We start from the raw sequence: 24,792 nt of genomic DNA on the forward strand, positions 1-24,792 counted from the left end.
GCTACCAGCCGCCACCACCGCCGCCGCCGCCGCCTCCTCCCGAGAAGCCGCCGGAGAAACCGGAAGAGGACGACGAGGAGCTCGATTCCGGCGCCGGGATGGTCGAGGCGATCGTGGACGCCATGGAAGACGAGAAGCCGCCAATCCGATCGCCGAGGCTGCCGTGAGAGAAGCCACTGTACCAGCCGGGCTGGTAGGAGGCCGCAGCGGCGCCCGCGGCAACGGATGCGAGCCAGGTCTCGAAGGTATCGCTCCACGGTTTTTCAACGCCCAGCGCCACCGCATAAGGCAGCAGTGTCTCGTAATGCTGCGGCGACATGGTCGGCGCGCCGGCCATGTTCATGCGGTCCTTTTCGGCGAGTGTCAGATAGATGCGCAAGCCTTCGATGCCATCCATCAGCTTGCGACCCAGCGGCGTCGGCGCGCCCATCAGGAAAAAGAAGATGACGTTGGTCAGCACGATGCCGCCAACCGCAACCAGGATCGGCCAGTGATCGGGACCTGCAAGATCGGATATTGCGACAAGGATCGAAGAGGCTATCGAAAGCCCGACAAAGCCAAAGAAGCCGAAGATGACGACCGTGAAGATCTTCGCTGCGAGGCTGCGCTTGCGCTTCAGATTTTTCCCGAAGGAGACCGCGATAGTGCCGAACATGACCGCGAAGATCGCCGGTACGACCAGAAGCACGATCAGTTCTTCATCGAGGTCGCCGAAGACGACGAGCGCGAAGATGGCAAGCAGCGTGAGGGCGACGCCGCCTGCGATATAACCCTGGTTGCCGAGGTAATATTTGCCGCGATGCTCGCGCTCGATCGCCTGGCGGAACTTCTTGCCGACGGATTCAACCGCAGGCCCGTTTTCCTTGTTGATCGTCAGGCTTTGCCCGTTTTCGTCCATCGCGGAAAGAAGAGCTGCTTGGCCGACCGGCAGCCCCTTCGTGGACGCCTTGCCGGTGCGGGTGATGACGATGCTGTTCTTGAGATCGGACAGGGTGACAAAGCCCTTGACCGCAAGATCGAGCGCACTGGCGGAAAAGGCCGTCCAACCGCTTTCGGAAAAACCCTTGTTGTCGACATAGTTCACCAGCGCAGGAGACAGGCCGTCGGGTGCATCCCAGCGCGGCACGACGACGCCGCGTGGAGGATCGCGACCGACGCGTCTCCAGACAAAGAGGTAATAGAGGAATACGGCGACCAGTCCGCCAATGCTGAGGATGCTGCCGGCATTGTCGCGCCACCACCATTCGCTTTCCTGGCTTTCACTGGGTTCGGCAACGATCCCCTTGGGAAAGCCCGCAACAATGGTCAGACCTTCTTCGGCACCCAGCGCGCGCGTCGTGGCGAAGACAGCCTGGTTGCCGCTTGCGCGGGCGGTGGCGTTGCGGGCGCTTGATCCCTGGGCACCTGTATAAGCCTCGACATCTGTAACGCGACCGCTCGGCAATGTTACCCGCGCCGAGGCTTTCGCAATGCGGAACTGCCAGAAATTCCCCGTGGCGTTCCAATAGAGTTCGTCGTGATCGTCAAAGAAGCGGATCTGCCGGTCGGTCCTGTAGGTGAAGACATAGGTGTGCTCGCCACGGCTCAACACCGTGTCATCGGAGCCTGCGTAGATCCGGATGCCGCCGGAGATCGTTTCGGTGTGGAACGGCTCGTCCTCGCCATTGCGGGTGACGGACTCCATCTCGAAGCCGACCTTCAGCTTGCGCCCCTCGGCATCCAGCATGGTGAGCGGGAAATCACGGAAGATCCCGCGCCGGATGCGGTTGCCCTCCGCATTGACCGTGATGGTCTCGGTCACCGTCAGGTCGCCGTTCTCGGCAATCTCGATGTCGGAATGGTAGGCGCGGATGAATTCTTCGGCACGCGCCGGTACCGCTACGAGCGCGAGACTGAACGCCAACCAGACGACCGAAAACCACCGCATTGCCAACCTTCCAGTACGGCTTCTGCCGCTGCGTTTATTGGATATCCGTGTAAGATACGCCGAGCGAGGACAAGACGTCCCAATAGCTCGGGAATGTCTTTGCCACGCAATCCGGATCCAGGATCGTGATGCCGCCGATCTTGAGGCCTGCCAGCGCAAAGCTCATGGCGATCCGGTGATCGGCAAAGGTATCGATCGCGGCGGGCAGCACCTGTCCGGCAAGAGCAGGGTCCGAGAACACGATGAGGTCATCGCCCTCCTCCCGCGCCAGGCCATCGCGGATGGCGTTCAGCCCCAGCGAAAGCGCGCGGATGCGATCGCATTCCTTGACTCGGAGATTCGCAATGCCAACGAAGCGCACGGGCTGCTCGTTGAAGGCCGCAAGCACGGCAAGGGTCGGCACGGCATCCTGCATCTGCGAGCCGTCGATCTCCGCCGGCATATGCGGGAACTGGCGGATGATGTCGTATGCCTTCGCGTCCGGCTGGGTAAATTCCTCGTTGGCAACGCCGAGGTCGATCTTGCCGCCGGTGAGCACTTCCGCTGCCCAGAGATAGGTTGCGGCGGAGGCATCCGGCTCGACGGTGAAATCCGCTGCGCGATAGCCCGTCGGCTGGATGCGCCAGGACGACGGCGACGTCTGCTCCGCTTCAGCCCCAAACGCGCGCATCGCCGCGAGAGTCAGGTCGATGTAACCGCGTGCGCCGATATCGGCACCGGCAAGTTCGATGGTGAAGGGCGCCGAACTGCAGGCGGCCGCCATCTGTAGCGCCGAGACATATTGGCTGGAAAGCCCGCCATCGATGACGACCTTGTCGCTTGCGAAGGCGCCTGTCGCGTCTATCGTCACCGGAGGGCAGCCCGTCGGCGCCTCGGCCTTGACGCCGAGCGACTGCAGCGCATCGACCAGTGGCTTGATCGGGCGCTTGCGCATATGCTCATCGCCATCAACGACATAACGGCCGTTGCCAAGCGCCAATGCGGCGGTGAGGAAGCGGGTCGCGGTTCCGGCATTGCCAAGAAAAAGCGGCGCGGCCGGCGGCTCGAGTTTGCCGGTGCTCGTCACCACAAAACTCGTGGCATCCGGTTCATCCACCACGACGCCAAGGGCACGAAGGGCGTCGGCCATGTAGCGCGTGTCATCGCTTTTCAGCGCGCCCGTCAGCCGGCTCGTCCCCTTCGCAAGCCCTGCGAGAAGCAGCGCGCGATTGGTGATGGACTTCGAGCCCGGCGGGATGGCGCGACCGATCAACGGCTTGCCCGGTGGTACGACGGTGAGTTTGGCTCTGCCCATGATCATTGCTTCTTCTGCCACTGGCGGCGCACTCCAGCCCGGCCGGAGGCACCTAGTTCCCTTCCTCGCCGCTCTTAGACGGTGGCGAGGCAAAGGCCAATGCGTGACCTAGAACTTGACGCTCGGAACGGCGCGGTCGGCTTCGTTGGTGATCTCGAAATATTCCTTCTTCGAGAACCCGAACTGGCCGGCGATGAGGTTGTTGGGAAAGCTCTCGACCCTGACGTTCAGGTCGCGTGCGGCGCCATTGTAATAACGGCGCGACATCTGGATCTCGTTTTCCAGGTTTTCGAGCGAGGCCTGAAGCTCCGCGAAATTCTGGTTTGCCTTGAGGTCAGGGTAAGCTTCCGCCAGCGCAAAAAGCTTGCCGAGCGCCTGGCCGAGCAGGCCTTCAGCCTGGGCACGACCTGCAACATCGCCCAACGGTACGGCCTGCGCCTGGTTGCGCAGCCGGACGACCTCTTCAAACGTGCTCTTTTCGTGGGAGGCGTAGCCCTTCACCGTCTCGATCAGGTTCGGGATCAGGTCGGCGCGGCGCTTCAGCTGCACGTCAATGCCGGACCAGGCTTCCTCCGCCATCTGGCGAGCCTTGACCAGGCCGTTATAGATCATAACGACATACAGCGCGACGGCGACAAGAATGCCGATCAAGATATACATGCGCGATTCCCCCAGATATGCGCCCCATTCCGCGCGGAAACTAGCCACACTTTCGCAAGGCGGTCAAACAACGCGAAGTTGGTAAAGCCAGGCCTCCTCAGGCGGCCTGGCCGAAGTTCGCCCCACCTGCATCGGTGAGCAGGAAAGCTTCGCCGCAAGCCTTGGCGAGTGTGCGCACGCGCAGGATATAGCTCTGGCGTTCCGTGACCGAGATAACACCGCGGGCATCCAGCAGGTTGAAGACGTGGCTTGCCTTGATGCACTGGTCATAGGCCGGGAAGACGCATTTGTGCAGCATCTGGTTGGCGCTTGAGCCGGGTGCGCCGGCGGCGAGCAGCGCCTGGCACTCCTTCTCGGCATCCTCGAAATGACGATGCAGCATGGCAGTATCGGCATATTCGAAATTGTGCCGTGAATATTCCTGCTCGGCCTGCAGGAAGACATCGCCGTAGGAGATCTTCTCTTCGCCCTCGCGGCCGTTGAAGTTCAGGTCGTAGACGTTGTCGACCCCTTGGACATACATGGCAAGGCGTTCAAGGCCGTAGGTCAGTTCGCCGGCAACCGGGGAACACTCGATGCCGCAGACCTGCTGGAAGTAAGTGAACTGCGACACTTCCATACCGTCGCACCAGCACTCCCAGCCAAGGCCCCAGGCGCCGAGCGTCGGGCTTTCCCAATCGTCCTCGACGAAACGCACGTCATGCAGGAGCGGATCAAGCCCGATTGCCGCGAGCGAACCGAGGTAGAGTTCCTGCAGGTTCGGCGGGTTCGGCTTCAGGATCACCTGGTACTGGTAATAGTGCTGCAAACGGTTCGGGTTTTCGCCATAACGGCCGTCCGACGGACGACGCGACGGCTGCACGTAGGCAGCCTTCCAGGGCTTGGGGCCCAGCGCGCGCAGCGTGGTTGCCGGATGAAATGTACCGGCACCGACTTCCATGTCGTAGGGCTGCAGCACCGCGCATCCCTTGTCCGCCCAATAGTTATGGAGAGCGAGGATCAGACCCTGGAAGGAACGGGTCGGCGACATGTGATCGGGTACTACGGTCATGGCAATATCTTCAGTTGAAGGATGCGGACGAGTGCCACGCTCCATGCCACCGGTCAAGGTTTAAAGCCTGTCCGGCTTAATCCTCTTCCTTCTTTACCCGGTACTCGCCGGTGACGGGATCCTTTTCCAGCGTGCCCATGGCGCCAGTGCGACGTTCGGTTTCCTCGCGGCGGGAACGGGACGCCAGCCGCTCGGCATCCCTGATGAACTTCTTGTAGAGCAGCCACCCTCCGCCGATGAGGATGATCATGAAAATTAGTTGTGCCATTTCCCCTTGAAATCCCCTGCCGCCTTAGAGCCCGTATCGGCTCCACAATGCCTTTTCTTCGAGGCTTGCGGCAAGCCCCGAAGCAGCACCCGCGGCCAATTGCGATGCGTCTGCGTCACCGAGGACGACGCCCGGAACCCGGCGCCCGAAGATCGTGCGGGCGCTACCGATCAGTTCCAGTTTGGCGTCCTTGCCGTAACGGCGCTTGATGACATCGCGCATTTCGCCAAGCCCATCGATCAGCCCGAGGTCGAGGCCGCGCTGGCCGCTCCAGAACAGACCAGAGAAGATCGTCGTGTCGTCGGCCAGGCGTTCACCGCGCCGCATCTTGACCATTTCGATGAAGACCTTGTGGATCTCGAGCTGCAGCGACTTCAGGTATTCGACGTCGCCTTCCTTCTCAGGCTGGAAGGGATCAAGGATGACCTTGTTTTCACCGGCGGTGTAGACGCGCCGCTCAACGCCCATCTTGCGCAGGAGCTCGGGGAAACCAAAACCTCCAGAGACGACGCCGATCGAGCCGACGATCGAGGTGGGGTCGGCGAAGATCTCGTCGCCGGCGAGCGCGATCATGTAGCCACCCGAGGCCGCGACATCCTCGACGAAAACGAGGACTTTCTTGTTCTTCTCTTCGGCAAGCGCGCGAATGCGCTGGAAGATCAGGCGCGACTGCACGGGTGAGCCGCCCGGAGAATTGATCGACAGCGCGACAACTGGCGTCTCCTTGTTGGAGAAGGCCTTTTCCAGCATCGGCGCCACATTGGCGAGGCTCAACGTCGGCTTGAACTGGCTTCCGCCCGTCATGATTGCGCCGTGCAACCGGACTACGGGGACAACCATCCCCTTCTTGCGGAACTTTTTGGGCATCAACCTCTTCAAGAACGCGGCCATTTTCTTCCTTTTTCCGTGCGAGCCGCCTCAGCATGTATGTGCGGATTCCCCAAACGCAATGGCTTTGCCCGATGCCAGCAGAATATCAGGTCGAAATCTTGTTGCGAATGACTAGCATTATCATTTGAAAAGAACATATTGATGTCACCAAAGATCATGCGAGGCCGTGGAATGGACATGCGAGGTTCGGGAACAGACGGAGGATGGCGCCTTAGCCGAGGCGAAGCGTCCTTGTCTGATGTCCACGGCACCGTCGATGTCGCCCGCCATAGCTCCAAACTGCGCCGCATCGCGGCGTTTGCCGGTCCCGGATATTTGGTGGCGGTCGGCTACATGGATCCCGGCAACTGGGCGACCTCGCTCGCCGGCGGCTCGAAGTTCGGTTATGCGCTGCTTGCGGTCGCGCTCCTATCCAACCTGATGGCGATCGTCCTGCAGTCGCTCTGTGCCCGGCTTGCGATCGCTTCCGGCCGCGACCTGGCGCAGGCTTGTCGCGACGCGTTCCCGAAATGGGTTGCCGTGCCGCTCTGGGCGCTGGCGGAAATTGCCATCATCGCCACGGATATTGCCGAGGTCATCGGAACGGCCATCGGCCTCAAGCTGATCTTCGGTATTCCTCTCGAGCTTGGCGTGCTGATCACCGCGCTCGACGTCTTCATCATCCTCTACCTGCAAAGGCTCGGCTTCCGCTGGGTGGAAGCCTTCATCATCACGCTGCTTGGCGTGATCGCGCTCTGCTTCGGCATCCAGATCTTTCTTGCCGACCCGGATTGGGGCGGCGTGATCCGCGGGTTCCTACCCTCTACCGAGATTGTCACCGATCCGGAGATGCTCTACCTCGCGCTCGGCATCCTTGGTGCGACTGTGATGCCGCATAACCTCTACCTGCATTCCGGCATCGTGCAGACCCGCAAATACGGGCAGACGCTGCCGGAGAAGCGGGAAGCCCTGGCTTTTGCTACGGTCGACTCGACTGTAGCCCTGACCTTCGCGCTGCTGATCAACGCGTCGATCCTCATCCTGGCCGCAGCGGCTTTCAACGGCACGGGGCGGACGGAGGTGGCCGACCTCGGGGAGGCACATTCGCTGCTTGCACCGCTGCTCGGCATGGCGATCGCCCCCACCCTCTTCGGCATCGCGCTTCTCTGTTGCGGCCTGAACTCGACGGTAACGGCAACGCTTGCCGGTCAGATCGTCATGGAAGGCTTCCTGAAAATGAAGCTGCAGCCCTGGCTGCGCCGGCTGATCACCCGGGCCATCGCCATCATTCCGGCAGGCTTCGTCGCAATCTGGTATGGCGACGCAGGCACGGCTGAACTGTTGATCCTGACGCAGGTCGTGCTCAGCCTTCAGCTGTCGTTTGCCGTCTTCCCGCTGGTGATGTTTACCGCCAGCAAGGCAAAGATGGGCGAGCTTGTTGCGCCACGCTGGTTATCCGCCATAGCCTGGGCCATTGCAGTGGCTATCGCCGGCCTTAACGTGAAGCTTGTGATGGACTTCGTCTTGGGCTGAGCCGGGGATAAGCGGCGCGACCGTTGTTCAGGTCATCCACGAATGGCGCAAAAGCATGGCCGTCCGGCCCATGGACCACGAGCGGTGCCCGGAAGGTCAGCCGCGCCCGGGACCCCTTGATGGCGGTAAGCAACAGCCGCGTAGCACTCTCGTCCGGCCGCGGATGAAGCAGGGTGATCTCCAGCCCGCCGAATCGCTTGCCGCAGGCCTGGATGATCTCGGCCACCGATTGCGGCCGGGCAATCAGGGACAATTGGCCGCCAGGCTTCATGATTGCGCCCGCGGTGCGGATCCAGGTCTCGAACAGGTTCTCCGTCATCGCATGTGCATCCGCCTTCAGCGCATCCGGCGTCTTGCGGTCGGAGGCGTCGTTGAACGGCGGGTTCATGATGACGTGGTCGTAGATCTCATCCAACAGGCCGGCAGCGATACGCGGCTTGCCTGTCAGTGTCACGTCCGCTTCGATCACGTGAACGCGGTCCTTAAGCACTGCGTTTTCGGATAGCGCCAGCGAACGACGCGCGTAGTCCGCCATCAGCGGCGACCGCTCGATCAGGTCGATCCGCGCACTTGGCAGCCGCGATCCGACCGCAAGGCCTGCCGCACCGGCGCCTGCGCCAAGATCAGCCACATGGATCGGCTTGTCGTCCGCCACCAGCGCAGCCAGCAGCATGGCATCGACACCGGAGCGGTGCCCTCCCCCCTTCGGCTGCATCACATGGAAGGCGCCCCGATGAAAGGCATCCACAGTGAAGGTTGTGCTCATGACTTTCGCTGCGGCCTCAGTTCCGCCTCGAGCCCGGCATCCTTCAGGATTCGCCTTGCCTCGTCGGCCCGGTCTTCCTCCACCAGGAAACGGCGGGGCAGCAAGCCGAGCGACCCTTCGAGCACGCTCATGGACTGATCCGCCACCATGCTGTGGATACCGGCGTCCTTCATCAGGCTCTCGGCCAGCGACAAGACCACGATATCGTTCGTGCGGATGATTTCCTGCATGCTGGGTGCTCCTTAAACGTCGCAGGGCGCGATTTGCCCTTGCCGCCCTATACGCGGCTTTCTATTGTCCTTGGAAAAATTCGATAGGAGTCCTGACCGTTGGGCGTCGTCATACCGCTTGAAGAAGGCAAAAACAAACACGCTTCCGTCAAACCCCTGGTGGATCTCACCAAGGGCGACATGGAGCGCGTGAACCAGCTCATTCTCTCCAAGGCAGGTTCCGACGTCCAGATGATTCCGGAAGTGGCGAACCACCTGATCTCGTCAGGCGGCAAGCGGCTGCGGCCGATGCTGACGCTCGCGTCCGCCACGCTGTTCGGCTATCGCGGCGAAGCGCATGTGAAACTCGCGACCAGCGTCGAGTTTATGCACACCGCCACCCTGCTGCACGACGACGTCGTGGACGAAAGCGACCTTCGTCGCGGCAAGTCGACTGCACGGACGATCTGGGGCAACCAGGCGAGCGTACTTGTCGGCGACTTCCTGCTCGGCCAGGCCTTCAAGATGATGGTCGAAGTCGGCTCGCTCGAAGCGCTCGACGTTCTCGCATCCGCCGCGGCCGTGATTGCCGAAGGCGAAGTGCTGCAGCTTTCGGTCGCCAAGAACATGGAAACGACCGAAGACGATTATCTTTCGGTCATTCGCGCCAAGACGGCCGCGCTGTTTGCCGCCGCCGCCGAAGTAGGCCCTATCATCGCCAATGCCGACAAGGGTGCGCGCGCGGCGATGAAGTCCTACGGCCTGAACCTTGGTTACGCCTTCCAGCTGGTCGACGACGCACTCGATTACGGCGGCAAGGCTGCCGACCTCGGCAAGAATGTCGGCGACGACTTCCGCGAGGGCAAGATCACGCTTCCGGTCATCCTGGCTTATCGCCGGGGCACCGAAGACGAGCGCGCCTTCTGGCGCCAGTCGATCGAACAGGGTGAGAGCAGCGAGGAAAATCTCGAAAAGGCGCTCGGCCTCATCACCAAGTATGGCGCGCTCAACGACACGATCGGCCGCGCCCTGCATTACGGCACGATCGCCCGCGATGCACTTGCGCCGCTGCCGACCTCGCCGCTGAAGTCCGCCCTGCTGGAAGTCATCGACTTCTCGATCCAGCGCGTGAACTGAGAAAGCCTTCGGCCTCAACGGAATGTGACGGCATCGCGGGCCCTGCGGTGCCGGAGATTTCCTTGCGGACGTGCTTCAAAAAAGCCATTCTGTTCATGAATCAATGAGCTACCAAGCCCCGGTTCGTCGGCGGCACACGGCTCTACATGAAAGGCAATTCGATGCGGCGGAATTCCAGCCTCCTTCTGCTCTCAAGTGCAGCACTCGCGGCCGTTCTGGCATTCGGAAGCCTCGCCAGTGCTGCGACGCCGGAGGCAAAACCGGACACAGAGGAAGTGACCGAATTCGGTCCCGGCGACATCAACTCCTTTTCCGGCGCGTTCCTCGCTGCCCGTACTGCCGATGTCGACCATGATTACCCAACGGCCATTGCGCTATACCGCAAGGCGCTGAGCTTTGATGCCGCCAATCTGGAAATCCGCGAACGGCTGATGATCTCGCTGTTACTCAATGGCGATTTCGAGGACGGTCTGAAGGAAGCCGAGAACCTGAAGGGTGACGGCTCGGTAGAGCGGATCACCAAGATCGTCCGCGGCCTGGATGCGCTGCGCCACAAGAAGTTTGAAACAGCCAAGAAGATCCTCGCCTACAAGGGCCCGAACGATCTCGACCGGTTGACCCACCAGTTGCTCGGAGCCTGGGCCGATGTCGGCGCCGGCAAGGCCAAGCAGGCGATGTCGACCGTTTCCGGCCTCAAGGGTCCGGCATGGTACAAGGTCTTCACCGACTATCATCTGGGTGCCATGGCCCTGGTTGCGGGCGACACGGCCGCTGCCCGGCGGCACCTGAACGACGCCGTCACCAACAAGGAAGCCATTGCCACAGCGCCGGATACGTTCATTCGCGCCGTAATGGCGCTCGCCCGTCTGGAAGCGGCTGCCGGCAACAAGCAGAAGGCGCTCGACGCGATTTCCGTCGGCGACACGGCGGTTGCGAACTATGCACCGCTGAAGGCGCTTCGCCAAAGCATTGAAAAGGGCGAAAAGCCGGCCCAGCAGGTGACCACCGCTGCCGAAGGTGCGGCCGGCGTGCTGTTTTCCATCGGCGGTGCGCTGAACCGCCAGGGCGCCGAGGACATGGTGTCGCTCTACCTGCAGGTTTCACATGCGTTGGACCCGAACAGCCCGGATACGCTGATCCTGCTCGGCGGCCTCGCCGAAAAGCTTGAAAAGCCGGAGCGCGCCATCGAGCTTTATTCCCGCGTGCCGGCTGATTCGCCGATGCGCCGGGTTTCCGAACTGCAGCTTGGCCTGGCACTTTCCACCACCGGCAAGGTGGAAGAAGCCAAGGAGCACCTGAAGGCGCTGATCGCGTCCGATCCGTCGGACCTGCGCAGCTACATCGCTTATGGCAGCGTCTTGTCCGAGGCCAAGGACTTCAAGGCCATGGCGGAGAATTACGACAAGGCGGTCGAGAAGATCGGCCCCGTGCCGCGCCCATCGGACTGGACCGTATTTTTCCAGCGCGGCATTGCCTATGAGCGCCTGAAGCAGTGGGACAAGGCCGAGCCGAACTTCCGTCGCGCACTGGAGCTTAATCCGGAACAGCCGCAGGTGCTGAACTATCTCGGCTATTCGCTTGTCGACATGAGCAAGAACCTCGAAGAGGGCCTGGACATGATCAAGCGGGCCGTCGATGCGCGGCCGGATGACGGCTACATCGTCGATTCGCTCGGCTGGGCCTATTACCGCATGGGCAAGTTTGAGGAGGCCGTGACGGAGCTCGAACGCGCCGTGCAACTGCGCGCCAGTGACGCGACCATCAACGACCACCTGGGCGACGCCTATTGGCAGGTCGGCCGCAAGCTCGAAGCGGTCTACCAGTGGAACCGGGCGCTGATCTCGGAAGGCGAAGACATCAACCGCGAGCAGGTTAAGGAAAAGATCGAGAAGGGTCTGGCGCCGCTTGATCCGAACGCGACGACGGCCGATCGCAGCCAGACCGAGCCTGCGCCTCCCGTTGCACCGGCGCCCGCTGCTCCGGACAAGAAGTCCTGATGCTTTCCAATAGCTTGAACCAGGAAAGGCCCGCCCAGAAGGCGGGCTTTTTTGAACTTGCGCCTGCAAAGATCAACCTGGCCCTGCATGTCGTGGGGCAAAGGGCTGATGGTTATCACCTGCTCGAGACGATCGTGACCTTCGCCGACAAAGGCGATCGCCTTCATTTTGCACCCGCTGAAGCCGACAGCTTCCATGTTTCCGGGCGATTCGGGCATCTGCTCCACCCCACGGATGCCACGCAAAACCTTGTGCTGAGGGCCCGGGACCGTCTGCGGCAGGCTTTGCAGGACGCCGGGCATGAGGCGCCGCCCGTGGCGCTGCATCTGGAAAAGAACCTGCCGATCGCCGCAGGCATCGGCGGTGGGTCTGCCGACGCAGCCGCGGCGATCCGCGGCCTGCTTCGCCTGTGGAATGCAGAGCTTGTTGAGGCCGTGCTTGCCACGCTGGCACTTTCACTTGGCGCGGATGTCCCGATGTGCCTCAAGGGCGAGCCGCTGCTGGCCAGGGGGATCGGTGAGGAGATGACACCTCTTCCAATGCTTCCGTCCCTTCCGGTGGTGCTGGGAAATCCGCTGGTTGGCGTTTCAACGCCCGAAATCTTCCGACGCCTGCCGAACAAGAACAATGATCCGATCGGCGCGCTCGACGGCGACTGGATGGATGTTCTCCACCGGTTGCGCAATGATCTTGAGCCGCCGGCGCGTTTGCTTGTTCCGGAGGTTGAGCAGCTCTCGGCCGAGATCAAGGCCGAGGGCGCGTTGCTGACGCGGATGTCCGGTTCAGGGGCGACCTGTTTCGGAATATTCCGCAATGCCGAGGCTGCAGAACACGCCGCCGCCAACCTCGCCGCCAAGCGGCCTGACTGGTATTTTCAGGCCGCGCAGACGGTCGGCGCGTAACCCACAAAGGAGCGATCATGAGCCGGATTGATGAGACCCGCCCCTTCATCCCCGTTGGAATTGCCGTGCTGACGGTGTCGGACACCCGCACCCTCGCCGACGACCGCTCCGGCGATACGCTCGTCGCGCGAATCACCGAGGCGGGGCATGAGGTGAAGGCGCGGGCGATCGTTCCGGACGACAAGGAGAAGATCGCAGCGCAGGTGCGCGATTGGACGCTGGATCCGGAGATCGACGTGGTGATCACCACCGGCGGCACCGGCTTTACCGGCCGCGACGTGACGCCGGAAGCGCTTGAACCACTGTTCGAGAAGCGGATGGACGGTTTTTCGGAAGTCTTCCACCGCATTTCCTATGACAAGATTGGCACTTCGACCATCCAGTCGCGTGCCACCGGTGGCGTGGCCAATGCCACCTTCATCTTCGTGCTTCCCGGCTCGCCGGGCGCCTGCAAGGACGCGTGGGATTGCATCCTGAAGGCGCAGCTCGATTACCGGCACATGCCATGCAACTTCATCGAGATCATGCCGCGACTGGACGAACACTTGCGCCGCAGCGGCAAGTAGTCAGCGCGCCGCAGCGACCCAGGCCGGGATCAGCTCGCTCTTGAGCTTGAGCGGCTTGACGCCCCTCGCCAACGCTTCCAGCCCCCTGCCTGCCTCGCCCTCTGCGGTCGCCATGAATTTGGGCAAGAGCAGCCCCTGTTCAAGCGGCGTCGCCTTGCGGGTGATTCGCTGCAGCAATGGCCGGCGATAGTTCCGCGCTGGCGAAAAGCGCGCCGGCCGACGGTTGAGCGCCAGATATTCCAGCACTTCTTCGATCCAGCCGGATTGCAGGCGAGCGCCCGGTTCGAGGAGCAGCAACCATTCCCCGCGAGCCTCTTTCAGCACCGATGGAAGATCCCACCCAGTGTGGAAGCGGCAGCCCGCGGCATCTGCCACGCGCGAAGAACCATCGGTCGAAGCGTGATCCAGAACAATAACGTCGCTGATGAGGCCCTCGACGGCGCCGGAGACAAGCACCGACAGCGTCTGGGCCAGTTCCGATTCCTGATTTCGGCATTCCATGAGGACCGTGAGCATCCTCTTGCTCTACTGCATCGCACAACCGAACGCCAGTTTGTTCCAGAAGTTTGTTCTTGCATTGTTCTCATTTCGGCGCTACGAATCCAGCATCAGGTTTGGAGGCGTGCCTCCAGGAGTGTCCCATGAACGAACTGTCCCAACTGCGGCAGGCCGCTTTCGCGCCTGCCCATACGGCTGATATTGCCGATGCGATGGTCCAGGCCACAGGCCTGAGAGTTGACGTCGACCGTCGGCGTGGTCGTGGCGCCGGACTGAACCCGACCGGTCGTTTCGAGGGCGAGCGGCGCGAAGCCTTTGACGATGGTTGGCAGACGCTTGAGGAGCTCGAGCCATTCAAGACGGATGTGCAGGTCGAAAAGCCTCGCACGGCCATTACTCGCAACGAGTCGCCTGACGTTTCCTTCGACCGCTCCATCAATCCCTATCGCGGCTGCGAGCATGGTTGCATCTATTGCTTTGCCCGCCCGACCCACAGCTATATGGGCTTGTCCCCGGGGCTCGATTTCGAGGCAAAGCTGTTCGCTAAGCCGGATGTGCCTAAACTTCTGGAACGCGAACTCAGCAAGCCGGACTACAAGGTGCGGGCGATCGCCATCGGCACGAACACCGATCCTTACCAGCCAATCGAGCGCGAATGGCGCGTCATGCGGCAGATTCTCGAAGTGCTGCAGAAGGCAAACCATCCCGTTGCCATCGTTACCAAGTCTGCACTGATCACCCGCGACATCGACATCCTGTCGGACATGGCGGCGAAGGGCCTCGTGAAGGTTGGGATTTCGGTGACGACACTCGACCGGAAACTGGCCCGCACGATGGAGCCTCGCGCTTCCACGCCACCCAAGCGGCTCGACGCGATCAAGGCGCTGACCGACGCGGGCATTCCGACGGGCGTGCTGGTGGCTCCGGTCATCCCAGCGCTCAATGATCACGAGATCGAGCGCATCCTTGAGGCGGGACATGCTGCGGGCGCCACCGAGGCGAGCTACGTGCTGTTGCGCCTTCCGCTGGAGGTGAGCCCCCTCTTCCGCGACTGGCTGCTGCAGAACTACCCGAACCGCTACCGCCACGTGATGTCGCTCGTCCGTTCGATGCGAGGCGGCAAGGATTACGACGCGGAGTTCGGCAAGCGGATGAAGGGCGCTGGTCCCTATGCCTGGCAGATTGGCCGCCGGTTCGAGATGGCAACCAAGCGGCTGGGCATGACGCGGCGCGGCCTGCCATTGCGTGACGACATCTTCGTGCGGCCAGACGGCGGAGGCATCCAGTTGTCGCTGCTCTGACAGACAAGCTGTCACGGCCGCACTCTTAATTCTCGGTTTCGACGCGCTCGTCCTGTTCCGCGTCGGAAACACCCCGGTTCCACCGCCGCCCCTCGGTGGAGAGCGATGCCGCACTCGCCCCGCCGGGGGTTGCAGGAGGTCGGGTCGACGTGCGAGGTTGCCGCCATGTTGCCTCGCACGTCACCCGATTCTCTTTCACTTTTTGAAGACGTTCCGCTCGTTCCTGATTTCAGCCTGGAGCTTCAGGCCCGCAAGGCAGGCCATTGGCCGGTAGCGGGCACGGACGAGGCCGGGCGCGGCCCGCTTGCCGGTCCGGTGGTGGCAGCCGCGGTCATTCTAGACCCGAACAACATCCCCGACGGCCTCAACGATTCCAAGCAACTGACGGCCAACCAGCGCGAGGCACTGTTCGAAGCCATCATGGCGACGGCAGAAGTCTCGATCGCGGCGTCTGGCCCGCGCCATATCGACGAGCGCAACATCCTGCGTGCGAGCCTTGACGCCATGCGGCGCGCAGTAGCGGGCTTGGCGGTGACGCCGTCTTATGTCCTTGCGGATGGTCGCGACGTTCCCCAGGGCCTCTGCTGCGCCGGCAAGGCCGTCATCCAGGGTGACGCCCGGTCGCTGTCGATTGCTGCCGCCTCCATCATCGCCAAGGTGACGCGAGATCGCATGATGACCCGGGCGCATATCGTGTTTCCCGGGTACGGCTTTGCGAGCCATGCCGGTTACGGCACGCCGCAGCACCGCGCCGGCATCGAGAAGCACGGGCCCTGCGTGCTGCACCGCATGAGCTTCCGGCCGCTGCGCAAGGATGTTCTACCGGAAAGCTAAGCGCCAGCCGAAGGGCGGCCCGACGCCTCACCATTCCACAGCGCAACAAAAAAGGCCGGGTTTTGCCCGGCCTTTGAATTTTGTCTGGTTGTTCGCGATCAGTTCAGACGGGTCTGAACGCTTCCGACGGCATCCTTGAACAGCGCGTCCTGCGTGGCGCTGTCGGCCTTTGCTGCGATCACCTTTTCGGCAGCAGCGACGGCGAGGTCAACGGCTGCGGCGCGAACGGCACCGATGGCGTCAGCTTCGGCCTGGCGGATCTTCTGCTCGGAAAGCGCGTTGCGGCGAGCGACGAATTCTTCCGTCTTCACGCGTGCTTCTTCCGTCAGCGCAGCGGCTTCGCGTTCTGCGGCAGCCACGATCTGTGCGGCCTCGGCTTCTGCTTCCTTGCGCTTGCGCTGATATTCAGCAAGCAGGCCCTGGGCTTCTTCACGCAGGCGACGTGCTTCGTCGAGTTCCTGGCGGATGTTGGCCGCGCGCTCGTCGAGCGACTTGGCCATCATGCCCGGAACCTTCAGGTAGATAACGAGCGCCAGGAAGAGAATGAGGCCAACGAGTGCGAAAAATGTTGCATCGAATGCCATGATGATCAGGCTCCCGTCTTCGCGGCTGCAACGGCAGCCTTGATGTCGTCGCCCGTCGCCTTCGCACCGATCAGCTGATCGACGATGGCGGACGCGGTTTCTTCTGCGATCTGGCCAACTTCGGCAAATGCCTGAGCCTTGATCTCGGCGATGCGCGTTTCGGCAGCCGAGAGCTTTTCGCTGAGTTCAGCTTCGATCGCGGCGCGGTCGGCAGCAGCCTTGGTCTTGGCTTCTTCGCGAGCGCTTTCAGCAATCGCATTGCCCTTCGCACGGGCAGCAGCCAGTTCACGCTCATAGGTCTCGACAGCGGCATCAGCCTCTGCCTTGAGGCGAGCAGCCTCATCGAGATCCTGTGCGATCCGGTCGTGGCGGTGTTCGAGAATGCCACCGACGCGGGGAACGATGACCTTCTTCATCAGAAGATAGAAGAGGCCAAAGGTGATGACGAGCCAAAGCAACTGCGACGCGAAGTGCGTCGAGTCGAAAGGCGGGAAAACGCCGCCACCGTGCTCTGCCTCGTGGGCAACGCCGGTTTCGGTATGCACTTCGCCAGCGGGCGCTGCATTCTGGTCAGTAGCGGCCGGCGCGGTTTGCGCATATGCCGAGGTCACGAACATCATCACCTCCAGGTGTAGTCTAAATGCGAAAGATCACGGCGCGCTGTTTTGGAGCGGCCGCGATCCCAATCCCTGGTCAGGTCTTATACTGCGTAGAGCAGCAGGAGAGCGATGAGCAGCGAGAAGATGCCCAGAGCTTCCGTAACGGCGAAGCCGAATACCAGGCGGCCGAACTGGCTGTCAGCGGCAGACGGGTTGCGCAGGGCGCCCGACAGGTAGTTGCCGAAGATGTTGCCGAGGCCGAGGGCCGTACCGGCCATGCCAAAGCAAGCCAGACCTGCACCGATGAACTTTGCTGCTTCCGCTTCCATGAGAAACTCCTTCGAAATGGTTGTTGCGGCTGTAGACTGACGCCTAGGACGCCAATGTCGTTATCCTTAGTGCCCGCCAGGATGGACCGCGTCGTTGAGGTACATGCAAGTCAGCACCGCAAAGACATAGGCCTGGAGGAAGGCGACGAGGAATTCGAGACCGGTCAGAGCGACGGTCATGATGAGAGGCAGGATCGCGCCACCTACGCCAAGCGCACCGAGGGCACCAAGCGAGGTTACGAAGCCTGCGAAGACCTTGAGCGTGATGTGGCCGGCCAGCATGTTCGCGAAAAGACGAACCGAGAGCGACACAGGGCGGGAAAGGAACGAGATGACTTCGATGGCAACAACCAGCGGCAGGAGCGCGCCGGGAACGCCGCTCGGAACGAAGAGCTGGAGGAAATGCAGGCCATGCTTGTAGAAGCCGTAGACAACGACCGTGCCGATGACGAGAAGCGCCAGGGCAAAGGTCACGATGATCTGGCTCGTCACTGTGTAGAAGTACGGGAACATGCCGAGCAGGTTTGCAGTCAGCACGAACATGAAGAGCGAGAACACAAGCGGGAAGAACTTCATGCCTTGGCTGCCCGCGCCTTCCCGCAACATGCCAGCGATGAATTCATAGGACATTTCCGCGACGGACTGGGCACGACCCGGGATCAGGCCACGCTGCGAAGTCGCGAAATACAGGAAGCCGGCAGCGCAAGCGACCGTGGCAACCATGAAGAGCGATGCGTTCGTAAAGGAAAAGTCGATGCCGCCGATCTCGATCGGAACGATCTTGCTGATCTGGAACTGATGGATCGGATCGTTTGCCACCGTCTACCTCTTATCCTTCGCCGCTCGCCGCGGCTCGCTTCTTATTCGCGTACGCAAGACTTCAAGAGCCGTCGCGCTTCTTATCCTTAGCTTCCTGCTGAGCGAAAGGGGACGGAGCCACCTTTCCCACAGCGCGAAGCACGTTCAGAACGCCAGCACCAAAGCCAAGAAGAAGAAAGACGATCATCCCCCATGGCGACGTGCCGGCAAAACGGTCGAGCAGAAAGCCTAGAACGGCGCCAACAGCCACTGCAGAGATGAACTCGGAGGAAATCTTGAAGCCAAGGGCCATGCCCTTCCGGCTTTCTTCAGATTGCGCGTCCCGCTTCGCCTCGGCAGCATCTTCGGCCTTCCTTTCTGCAAGAGCTGCAGAAAGGCGCCTCCGGCGCTCTTCCAGACTTTCGTTTCGGTCGTCCGTCATGCGCTTCCTCCCCTGCCGGTCTCTTCAGTAGCCGGCGGACTGCCCTAAAAGTGCAGCCAGCGTGGGATTTTGCGCCTTCAGGCCCGTTTTCAAGTCGCGCGCAACATAGTTTTGCCCGTTCTCATAGTCAAGGCGTTCAAGCCTCTCCACAAGCGGTTAATTAATTCAGACGAATCAATAGCTTATTTGCCCTACAACCGCGGCTGGGTAAAACTGTCGCGGGAATCGCACGCTTATCGCCAAGGCCGGCGCCTCAACTCCAGCCGCCGCCATAGGTGCGGTAGAAGACATGCAGGCCGATGCGCCCGACCTTCTTCATCGTGCGCGCCCAGTTGGGGCGCACATAGGTGGCGTGATAGTGCGTCGCCGATCCCACCTCGGGCAGCCAGATCTTGCCCGCCGTCACCGCCATCGCCACTTCCTTCGCCACCTTCCAGTGTTCCTGAGAGCGGATGCGGTCCTTGATGTTGTCGCAGGCAAAGGAGAACTGGCAGCGGTTGCGCCAGTCTTCGTTCTGATAAACGACATCGCAGATGGTGCCCGGATAAGACGGGTTACGGACACGATTGAGAATGACCTGCGCCACGGCGGCCTGGCCGCGCACCGATTCCCCTCTCGCCTCAAAGTAAATGCCGGACGCCAGGCACTGCTGCTGCTTGGCCGTAAACGACTCGGGCGGCAACGGCGTCGCGGCCCAGGCGTGGTCATCCGGGCTGATCGGCGGAATGAAGCGGCCGGGCTTCTGCTTGTCGGCGAGGATCGCGTCAAACGGCGACTGCTTGGAGAAATCCGGCGCCGGCGGGGCATAGGCGGTCGCCAGCACATCGGCTGTGTCATTATTAACAAGGCTTGCCACCATCGGCAGCATGTCGTCATCCGGCTTTGACGTCTCGTCCTTGCGGAAATAGAAGGCAGCCAGTTCCACTTCCGTGTCCTCAAGGTCGACCTTGGCGAAGGCCGTCAACTCGGTTGCTTCATCCACGGGCGCAACGAGCGAGCTGTGCCGCTCCAGAATCGACCCGGCCGAAAAGGCCCGCGGAGGCAGCATGGGTTCGACAGCGACGATGCGGCCCTTCTTGGCGCCGCGCGTCACGCGATCCTCGTCGGGCGTCGCTTCGGAAGGACCGTCCTTCTCGTCGACAAGCGCGATCTTCTGGCCGTTCGGCAGTTGAAGGCCGGCATTGCCGGACACGGCAGTCCGCACGCCGGGGAATGCAAGCGATGCCTGATGGATGGATCCCGCCGGTGAATCCGTCAGCACCATCCGCCATTGGTCGGCGGCACCGAACCCGCTCAGGAGGTCGCTCAGGTCGCCATGCGCAGGCGCAGACGGAAAAACAAGCCAAGAAGCAAGGCCGAAGACGGCCGGGGAGGTCCAACCCTTGATCCGGCCGAGGCTGATCGACCGAACGGGGGACCTGCGACGCAGTACGCTCTTCGCACGCAAAACCATCAACTCCACAAGGCACTAAAGACCTCATGAAAATCACTCATTAACCTTGATGAGCAGTTAACGCCTGCCAGATAAGGGCTTGGAACATCCGCATTTTTAGCATCTTCACATCAATGTTAGCGGGCGCTCCTCAGATGATCACATGCGAGCCGAGCTCGACGACGCGGTTGGCCGGCAGGCGGAAGTAGTCAGACGGATCGGTTGCGGTATTGGCCATGGCGATGAACAGCCGATCCTGCCAGATCGGCATGCCGGAGGCTGCATCCGGCACCAGCTTGCGGCGGCCAAGGTAGAAGGACGTCGACATGATGTCGAACTTGAATCCGGTCTTCCTCAGGTAAGCGAGCGCCTGTGAGACATTGTGCGACTGCATGAAGCCGAAGCGCAGTTCCACGCGCGTGAAGCGATCGGACAGCTTCTCGATCCTGTAGCGATCTTCCAGCGCGACGCGCGGCTTGTTCACGGTCACGACCGTCAGGATGACGTTCTTCTCATGCAGGACATGGTTGTGCTTGATGTTGTGCAGCAGTGCTGCCGGCGCGGTCTCTGGATCGCTGGTCAGGAAGATCGCGACGCCCGGCACTGATACGGGCGCATGGTCGCTCTTCTTCTCCACCATCGGGATGAAGGTTTCGAGCGGCACGTCGATGCGGCGGGTCTTTTCGAACAGGATCGCGGTGCCCCGCTTCCAGGTCCACATGACGATGGTGAAGATGATGGCGATCATCACCGGCACCCAGCCGCCGTCATGGACTTTCAGAAGATTGGCGCAAAGGAAGATGAGTTCCAGCGCCAGCAGTGGCGAAAGAACGGCGATCGCCAGTGTCTGCGGCCATTTCCACTTCAGGCGCACGAACTCGAACGCCATCAGGGTCGTCACCACCATGGCACCGGTGACCGAGATACCATAGGCGGTGGCAAGCGACTCGGAGCTTCCGAAGCCCAGCACCAGTGCGATCACGCCGATAAGCAACAGCGTGTTGACCGATGGCAGGAAGATCTGCCCCGTGTTGGTCTCGGAGGTGAACAGGATCTGCATCCGCGGCAGGTAACCGAGGTGGATGCCCTGGCGCACAAGCGAGAAGGCACCGGTGATGACGGCCTGGCTGGCGATGATGGTCGCTGCCGTCGCCAGGATGACGACCGGAAGCAACGCCCAGTTCGGGAACATCAGATAGAAGGGGTCGGACATGGCATTTGGGTGCTTCAGCACCAGAGCCCCCTGCCCGAGATAGTTCAGCGTCAGCGCCGGAAACACCAGCACGAACCACGCCCACTGGATCGGCCGGCGGCCGAAATGGCCGAGATCGGCGTAAAGCGCTTCGGCACCCGTCACCGTCAGGAAGACCGCACCCAGCACCACAATGCCCACGAAGCTTTCGTGCAGCATGAATTCGAGCGCATGCCAGGGATTGAAGGCGGACAGGATGCCGTAGTCATCCGAGATATGGATGATGCCGCCCGCTCCCATGACAATGAACCAGACCGCGGTGACCGGGCCGAAGAAGCGCGAGACGAGCCCGGTCCCCTTGGACTGGATCGCAAACAGCACAATCAGGATGACGACCGAGATCGGCAGGATCGCGTCCGTCAAGCCCGGCGCGACGAGCTTGACGCCCTCGACGGCCGACAGCACCGACAGCGCTGGCGTGATCATGGCATCGCCAAGAAACAGCGCGGCCCCGACGAGCCCGAGCAGCATCAGCAGCGCACGGTGGCCGGCGGCGGACTTCGTCAGCAGCGCCAGAAGCGAGAGCGTGCCGCCCTCCCCGTCATTGTCGGCGCGCAGCAGGAAGAGCACGTATTTGAAGGTGACGATGATGGTCAGCGTCCAGATCATCAGCGAGATCAGGGCGACGATCTCGAGCCGGGTGACGCCATCATGGGCGATCGGCTTCAGGGCCTCGCGGAATGCATAAAGGGGGCTCGTGCCTATGTCGCCATAAACGACACCGACGGACCCCAAGGCGAGCGCGAAGAGCCCCTGCGCCTTGGCAGGGGCGGCATGAATTTCTGCGGGATGACCCATAAGGGTGCCTGGCCTGCTAGAGCCAGCCTTTCCAACGGAAGATGAAGAAGGGAATGATTGCGGACATCAGCATCGCAAAAAGCGCGAGCGGATATCCGAGATGCCAGTTCAACTCCGGCATGAAATGGAAGTTCATGCCATAGATGGATGCGACAAGCGTCGGCGGCAAGAAGACCACCGAGGCGATCGAGAAAATCTTGATGATGGCGTTCTGCTCGACATTGATGAGGCCGAGCGAGGCATCAAGCAGGAACGAGATATTGCCCGCAACGAAGGACGCATGTTCCGACAGCGTTTCGACGTCATGGGCAACGGTGGCGCACAAGCTGCTGTCGCCCTTGTCCGCCTGCATGTGCGGCACATTCATCAGGAAGGTCAGGAGACGGGACAGCGAACCGAGGCTGTCGCGCACCTTGGCCACCAACCGGTGGGCTTCGGCGATCTTGGCAAGCTTGCTTTCAAGATAATGAGGCGGGCGGCGCTTGCCCCGGTCGCGGAAGATGTCGGTCGACAACTTGTCGATATGGTCGACAGTGTGCTCGAGGATCTCCGCCGTGCGGTCCGCGATGGTTTCGAGCAGGCGGGCAAGCAGCGTCGTCCCGTCCCGTTTTCCTTCCGGCACCCGCCCGAGTGCTGCAATGAACAACTGGAAGCTCTTCGGTTCGGCGTAGCGCACCGTCACCAGCCTGTTTCCGGAGAGGATAAAGGCGACATCCGTCAGGTGCGGGTCTTCGCTATCGGCGCGGTAGACCAACGACGCAGTCATGAACACCGAGTTGCTTTGTATATAAAGACGGCTGGAAGGCTCGATGTCCTTCAATTCATCCCGGGTCGGGATCGGGATGCCCAGAAGACCTTCAACAAAAGCGTCTTCCTGTGGTGTTGGCTCCACGAGATCGAGCCAGACGATGTCGTCCCGAAGCGGCTGCGGCACTTCAGTCGGCACAAGTTCAGTTGTTGTGCCGTCGGCGCTATAGGCGTTGATCAAGCAGTGTCTCCGGCCGAAATCCGTCGGCCTTGAACGGGAAAGGCAGGCTTGCGTTCCGTCCACCTGGACGAAAGCCCGCTGGCCTGCGGCACGCGGCTATAATGACAGGCATTGTCATAATCAAGTGGGGCATCGCGTGGCCTTTCACAGGCACATCTCGGGTGCTGCGGACCAGCACAATAGCAGGCAGGCGTATAATTTCTTTCAGCAGAGGCCGCACAACGCGGCCCCCTTATCTATTCGAAGACGATAGCCGGGGCCTTGCGCGGGGTGCGCTCCTGCAGTTGCGACCAGACCTTTGCGGCAATGTCGCGGTAGATCTGGGCAGACGCGCCCTCCGGATCCGAAGCAACGACCGGCGTGCCTGCGTCGGAACGCTCGCGGATATCGATCGTCAGCGGCACTTCGCCAAGGAATGGCACGCCGATACGGTCCGCCTCGCCGCGCGCACCACCATGGCCGAAGATGTCGTAACGCATGCCGGTATCGGGAGCCAGGAAGTAGCTCATGTTCTCGATGATGCCGAGCAACGGCACCTCGACCTTGCGGAACATGGCGATGCCCTTGCGCGCATCGATGAGCGCGAGATCCTGCGGCGTCGAGACGATCACCGCACCCGCCAGCGGCACCTGCTGGGCCATCGTCAACTGCGCGTCGCCGGTGCCCGGCGGCATGTCTACGACGAGAACATCAAGCTCTCCCCAGGCAACCTCGCGCAACATCTGCATCAGGGCGGACTGGACCATCGGCCCGCGCCAGATCATCGCGGTTTCCTCATCCACCAGGAAGCCCATCGACATGGCCTTCAGCCCGTAGTTCTCCATGGGTTTGATGATGCGGTTTTCGATCTGCTGCGGGCGGCCGGAAATCTTCAGGAGCCGCGGAACGGACGGACCGTAGATGTCGGCGTCGAGGATACCGACGCGAAGGCCATTCGCCTGCAGACCGAGCGCCAGGTTGATCGCCGTCGTCGACTTGCCGACGCCCCCCTTGCCCGAGGCAACTGCGATGATCGCGCCAACGCCCGGAACACCGGTCTTTTCCCGTTGCGCAGGTGCTCCCGGGGCCGCGTGGCTGTGGCCATGGGCATGACCGTGGCTATGTCGCTCCGCGGCCGGCCGTTGTTGTGGTCGCGCGGCAGGCGCGGCTTCACCGGCCTTACGGTCGGCGGTCAATGTTACCAATGCGCCCGTGACGCCAGGGATTGCCTTGACGCTGCGTTCGGCTGCAGACCGCAATGGCTCCAGGTCGTTAGCCCGCGCCGCCGGCACGGTAATGGAGAAATAAACCTTGTTGTCGGAGATGAAGATGTCCGACACCATGCCCAGCGAGACGATGTCGCCTTCCAGATCGGGCCCCCGGACCTTGCCCAGAACCGAGAGAACCTGTTCCTTCGTTACACCCGACATTTTACCACTCCCGAGCATGCGCCCTGCCGCTCGAAAAGCTCAAGCGGTTCCAGCCGGCTATATAGGAGTTCGGGTTTGCCGAGGGCAAGAAGGATAAAGCCGTCCGTCGGCAGCCAGCAGGCGCACGGAACGGACGGCTTCCTTCTTGATTGCGCCTCTTCGTGCGCCTTTCAGTCCCCTCTGGACCTGACGTGTAGGTAAGCACAAAATATGCCAAGCTGGAAGATGGCTCGCATGCACCAAGCATTCCGAAGCTCTCTTTTACATCCCGAAGATTGCAGCGCAGCATGATGTTATTTTTGAAGCAGTTATTGCTGCTTTTGGCACACGCGCTGCCGCGTTTTTACG

25 protein-coding genes are annotated in these 24,792 nt (G+C 61.7%); 7 read left to right on the forward strand and 18 right to left on the reverse strand.

Annotated features, from left to right (window positions below; genetic code table 11):
• Window position 1: 1 nt before the first annotated feature.
• The 6 genes from M0654_RS11900 to M0654_RS11925 form a co-directional block, all read right to left on the reverse strand.
• Complete coding sequence (locus M0654_RS11900; protein ID WP_248683266.1) at window positions 2–1,927, reverse strand: DUF2207 domain-containing protein; 1,926 nt, start codon at window positions 1,925–1,927, stop codon at window positions 2–4.
• Window positions 1,928–1,961: 34 nt separating this feature from the next.
• Complete coding sequence (aroA, locus tag M0654_RS11905; RefSeq protein ID WP_390920160.1) at window positions 1,962–3,221, reverse strand: 3-phosphoshikimate 1-carboxyvinyltransferase; 1,260 nt, start codon at window positions 3,219–3,221, stop codon at window positions 1,962–1,964.
• 108 nt (window positions 3,222–3,329) lie between these two features.
• On the reverse strand, window positions 3,330–3,881 hold the full coding sequence (locus M0654_RS11910; protein ID WP_248683267.1) for a LemA family protein: 552 nt from the start codon (window positions 3,879–3,881) through the stop codon (window positions 3,330–3,332).
• 97 nt (window positions 3,882–3,978) lie between these two features.
• Window positions 3,979–4,932, reverse strand: a complete 954-nt coding sequence (locus tag M0654_RS11915) for a glycine--tRNA ligase subunit alpha (RefSeq protein ID WP_248683268.1) — start codon at window positions 4,930–4,932, stop codon at window positions 3,979–3,981.
• Between the two features lie 76 nt (window positions 4,933–5,008).
• The gene (locus tag M0654_RS11920; RefSeq protein ID WP_118848834.1) at window positions 5,009–5,200 is read right to left on the reverse strand and encodes a hypothetical protein; all 192 of its coding nucleotides are present in this window, start codon (window positions 5,198–5,200) and stop codon (window positions 5,009–5,011) included.
• 24 nt (window positions 5,201–5,224) lie between these two features.
• A complete protein-coding gene (locus M0654_RS11925; RefSeq protein ID WP_248683269.1) occupies window positions 5,225–6,091 on the reverse strand; it encodes a S49 family peptidase in 867 nt (288 codons plus the stop codon).
• 171 nt (window positions 6,092–6,262) lie between these two features.
• Here M0654_RS11925 and M0654_RS11930 point away from each other — a divergent pair, with 171 nt between their 5' ends.
• Window positions 6,263–7,603, forward strand: coding sequence for an Nramp family divalent metal transporter (locus M0654_RS11930; protein ID WP_248683364.1), 1,341 nt, complete (start codon window positions 6,263–6,265; stop codon window positions 7,601–7,603).
• Here the strand turns inward: M0654_RS11930 and M0654_RS11935 are convergent.
• Together M0654_RS11935 and M0654_RS11940 are read right to left on the reverse strand one after the other, a co-directional pair.
• Window positions 7,566–8,369: a tRNA1(Val) (adenine(37)-N6)-methyltransferase gene (locus tag M0654_RS11935; RefSeq protein WP_248683270.1), complete on the reverse strand. Its 804-nt coding sequence runs from the start codon at window positions 8,367–8,369 to the stop codon at window positions 7,566–7,568. The genes M0654_RS11930 and M0654_RS11935 overlap by 38 nt on opposite strands.
• Window positions 8,366–8,599 carry a putative signal transducing protein gene (locus M0654_RS11940; protein ID WP_118848830.1) on the reverse strand — a complete coding sequence of 78 codons (234 nt, stop codon included), beginning with the start codon at window positions 8,597–8,599 and terminating at the stop codon, window positions 8,366–8,368. Before M0654_RS11940 ends, M0654_RS11935 begins: the two co-directional genes overlap by 4 nt.
• A gap of 99 nt (window positions 8,600–8,698) precedes the next feature.
• On the opposite strand from M0654_RS11940, the gene M0654_RS11945 reads away from it, so the two are divergent.
• The 4 genes from M0654_RS11945 to moaB all read left to right on the forward strand — a co-directional run bounded on the left by M0654_RS11945 (window position 8,699) and on the right by moaB (window position 13,180).
• A complete protein-coding gene (locus M0654_RS11945) occupies window positions 8,699–9,715 on the forward strand; it encodes a polyprenyl synthetase family protein (protein WP_118848829.1) in 1,017 nt (338 codons plus the stop codon).
• Window positions 9,716–9,876: 161 nt separating this feature from the next.
• Window positions 9,877–11,712, forward strand: coding sequence for a tetratricopeptide repeat protein (locus tag M0654_RS11950; protein WP_248683271.1), 1,836 nt, complete (start codon window positions 9,877–9,879; stop codon window positions 11,710–11,712).
• Window positions 11,712–12,614 (forward strand): 4-(cytidine 5'-diphospho)-2-C-methyl-D-erythritol kinase, encoded by a 903-nt coding sequence (locus M0654_RS11955; protein ID WP_248683272.1) that lies wholly within the window; start codon window positions 11,712–11,714, stop codon window positions 12,612–12,614. The genes M0654_RS11950 and M0654_RS11955 overlap by 1 nt, the downstream gene beginning before the upstream one ends.
• 17 nt (window positions 12,615–12,631) lie before the next feature.
• On the forward strand, window positions 12,632–13,180 hold the full coding sequence (gene moaB, locus M0654_RS11960; RefSeq protein ID WP_248683273.1) for a molybdenum cofactor biosynthesis protein B: 549 nt from the start codon (window positions 12,632–12,634) through the stop codon (window positions 13,178–13,180).
• Here the strand turns inward: moaB and M0654_RS11965 are convergent, their stop codons facing one another.
• The gene (locus M0654_RS11965) at window positions 13,181–13,696 is read right to left on the reverse strand and encodes a glycosyl transferase (RefSeq protein ID WP_248683274.1); all 516 of its coding nucleotides are present in this window, start codon (window positions 13,694–13,696) and stop codon (window positions 13,181–13,183) included.
• A gap of 125 nt (window positions 13,697–13,821) precedes the next feature.
• Between M0654_RS11965 and M0654_RS11970 the strand changes: the two genes are divergently transcribed.
• Both M0654_RS11970 and M0654_RS11975 read left to right on the forward strand, forming a co-directional pair.
• The gene (locus M0654_RS11970; protein ID WP_248683275.1) at window positions 13,822–14,979 is read left to right on the forward strand and encodes a PA0069 family radical SAM protein; all 1,158 of its coding nucleotides are present in this window, start codon (window positions 13,822–13,824) and stop codon (window positions 14,977–14,979) included.
• A gap of 165 nt (window positions 14,980–15,144) precedes the next feature.
• A complete protein-coding gene (locus tag M0654_RS11975) occupies window positions 15,145–15,813 on the forward strand; it encodes a ribonuclease HII (protein WP_248683276.1) in 669 nt (222 codons plus the stop codon).
• Window positions 15,814–15,911: 98 nt separating this feature from the next.
• Here the strand turns inward: M0654_RS11975 and M0654_RS11980 are convergent, their stop codons facing one another.
• The 9 genes from M0654_RS11980 to M0654_RS12020 all read right to left on the reverse strand — a co-directional run bounded on the left by M0654_RS11980 (window position 15,912) and on the right by M0654_RS12020 (window position 24,444).
• Complete coding sequence (locus M0654_RS11980) at window positions 15,912–16,397, reverse strand: F0F1 ATP synthase subunit B (RefSeq protein WP_118848823.1); 486 nt, start codon at window positions 16,395–16,397, stop codon at window positions 15,912–15,914.
• A 5-nt stretch (window positions 16,398–16,402) separates the two neighbouring features.
• Complete coding sequence (locus M0654_RS11985; RefSeq protein WP_118848822.1) at window positions 16,403–17,014, reverse strand: F0F1 ATP synthase subunit B; 612 nt, start codon at window positions 17,012–17,014, stop codon at window positions 16,403–16,405.
• A gap of 83 nt (window positions 17,015–17,097) precedes the next feature.
• The gene (locus M0654_RS11990) at window positions 17,098–17,325 is read right to left on the reverse strand and encodes a F0F1 ATP synthase subunit C (RefSeq protein WP_037158317.1); all 228 of its coding nucleotides are present in this window, start codon (window positions 17,323–17,325) and stop codon (window positions 17,098–17,100) included.
• Between the two features lie 66 nt (window positions 17,326–17,391).
• The gene (locus M0654_RS11995; RefSeq protein ID WP_118848821.1) at window positions 17,392–18,144 is read right to left on the reverse strand and encodes a F0F1 ATP synthase subunit A; all 753 of its coding nucleotides are present in this window, start codon (window positions 18,142–18,144) and stop codon (window positions 17,392–17,394) included.
• A gap of 61 nt (window positions 18,145–18,205) precedes the next feature.
• The gene (locus M0654_RS12000) at window positions 18,206–18,565 is read right to left on the reverse strand and encodes an AtpZ/AtpI family protein (protein WP_118848820.1); all 360 of its coding nucleotides are present in this window, start codon (window positions 18,563–18,565) and stop codon (window positions 18,206–18,208) included.
• A 253-nt stretch (window positions 18,566–18,818) separates the two neighbouring features.
• Complete coding sequence (locus M0654_RS12005; RefSeq protein WP_248683277.1) at window positions 18,819–20,018, reverse strand: cell wall hydrolase; 1,200 nt, start codon at window positions 20,016–20,018, stop codon at window positions 18,819–18,821.
• Between the two features lie 130 nt (window positions 20,019–20,148).
• Window positions 20,149–22,047: a potassium transporter Kup gene (locus tag M0654_RS12010; RefSeq protein WP_248683278.1), complete on the reverse strand. Its 1,899-nt coding sequence runs from the start codon at window positions 22,045–22,047 to the stop codon at window positions 20,149–20,151.
• A gap of 16 nt (window positions 22,048–22,063) precedes the next feature.
• Window positions 22,064–23,035: a magnesium transporter CorA family protein gene (locus tag M0654_RS12015; protein ID WP_282571615.1), complete on the reverse strand. Its 972-nt coding sequence runs from the start codon at window positions 23,033–23,035 to the stop codon at window positions 22,064–22,066.
• A 236-nt stretch (window positions 23,036–23,271) separates the two neighbouring features.
• A complete protein-coding gene (locus M0654_RS12020) occupies window positions 23,272–24,444 on the reverse strand; it encodes an Mrp/NBP35 family ATP-binding protein (protein ID WP_248683279.1) in 1,173 nt (390 codons plus the stop codon).
• Window positions 24,445–24,792 lie beyond the last annotated feature (348 nt).

Source organism: Neorhizobium turbinariae, assembly GCF_023223505.1.
Taxonomy (GTDB): domain Bacteria; phylum Pseudomonadota; class Alphaproteobacteria; order Rhizobiales; family Rhizobiaceae; genus Neorhizobium; species Neorhizobium turbinariae.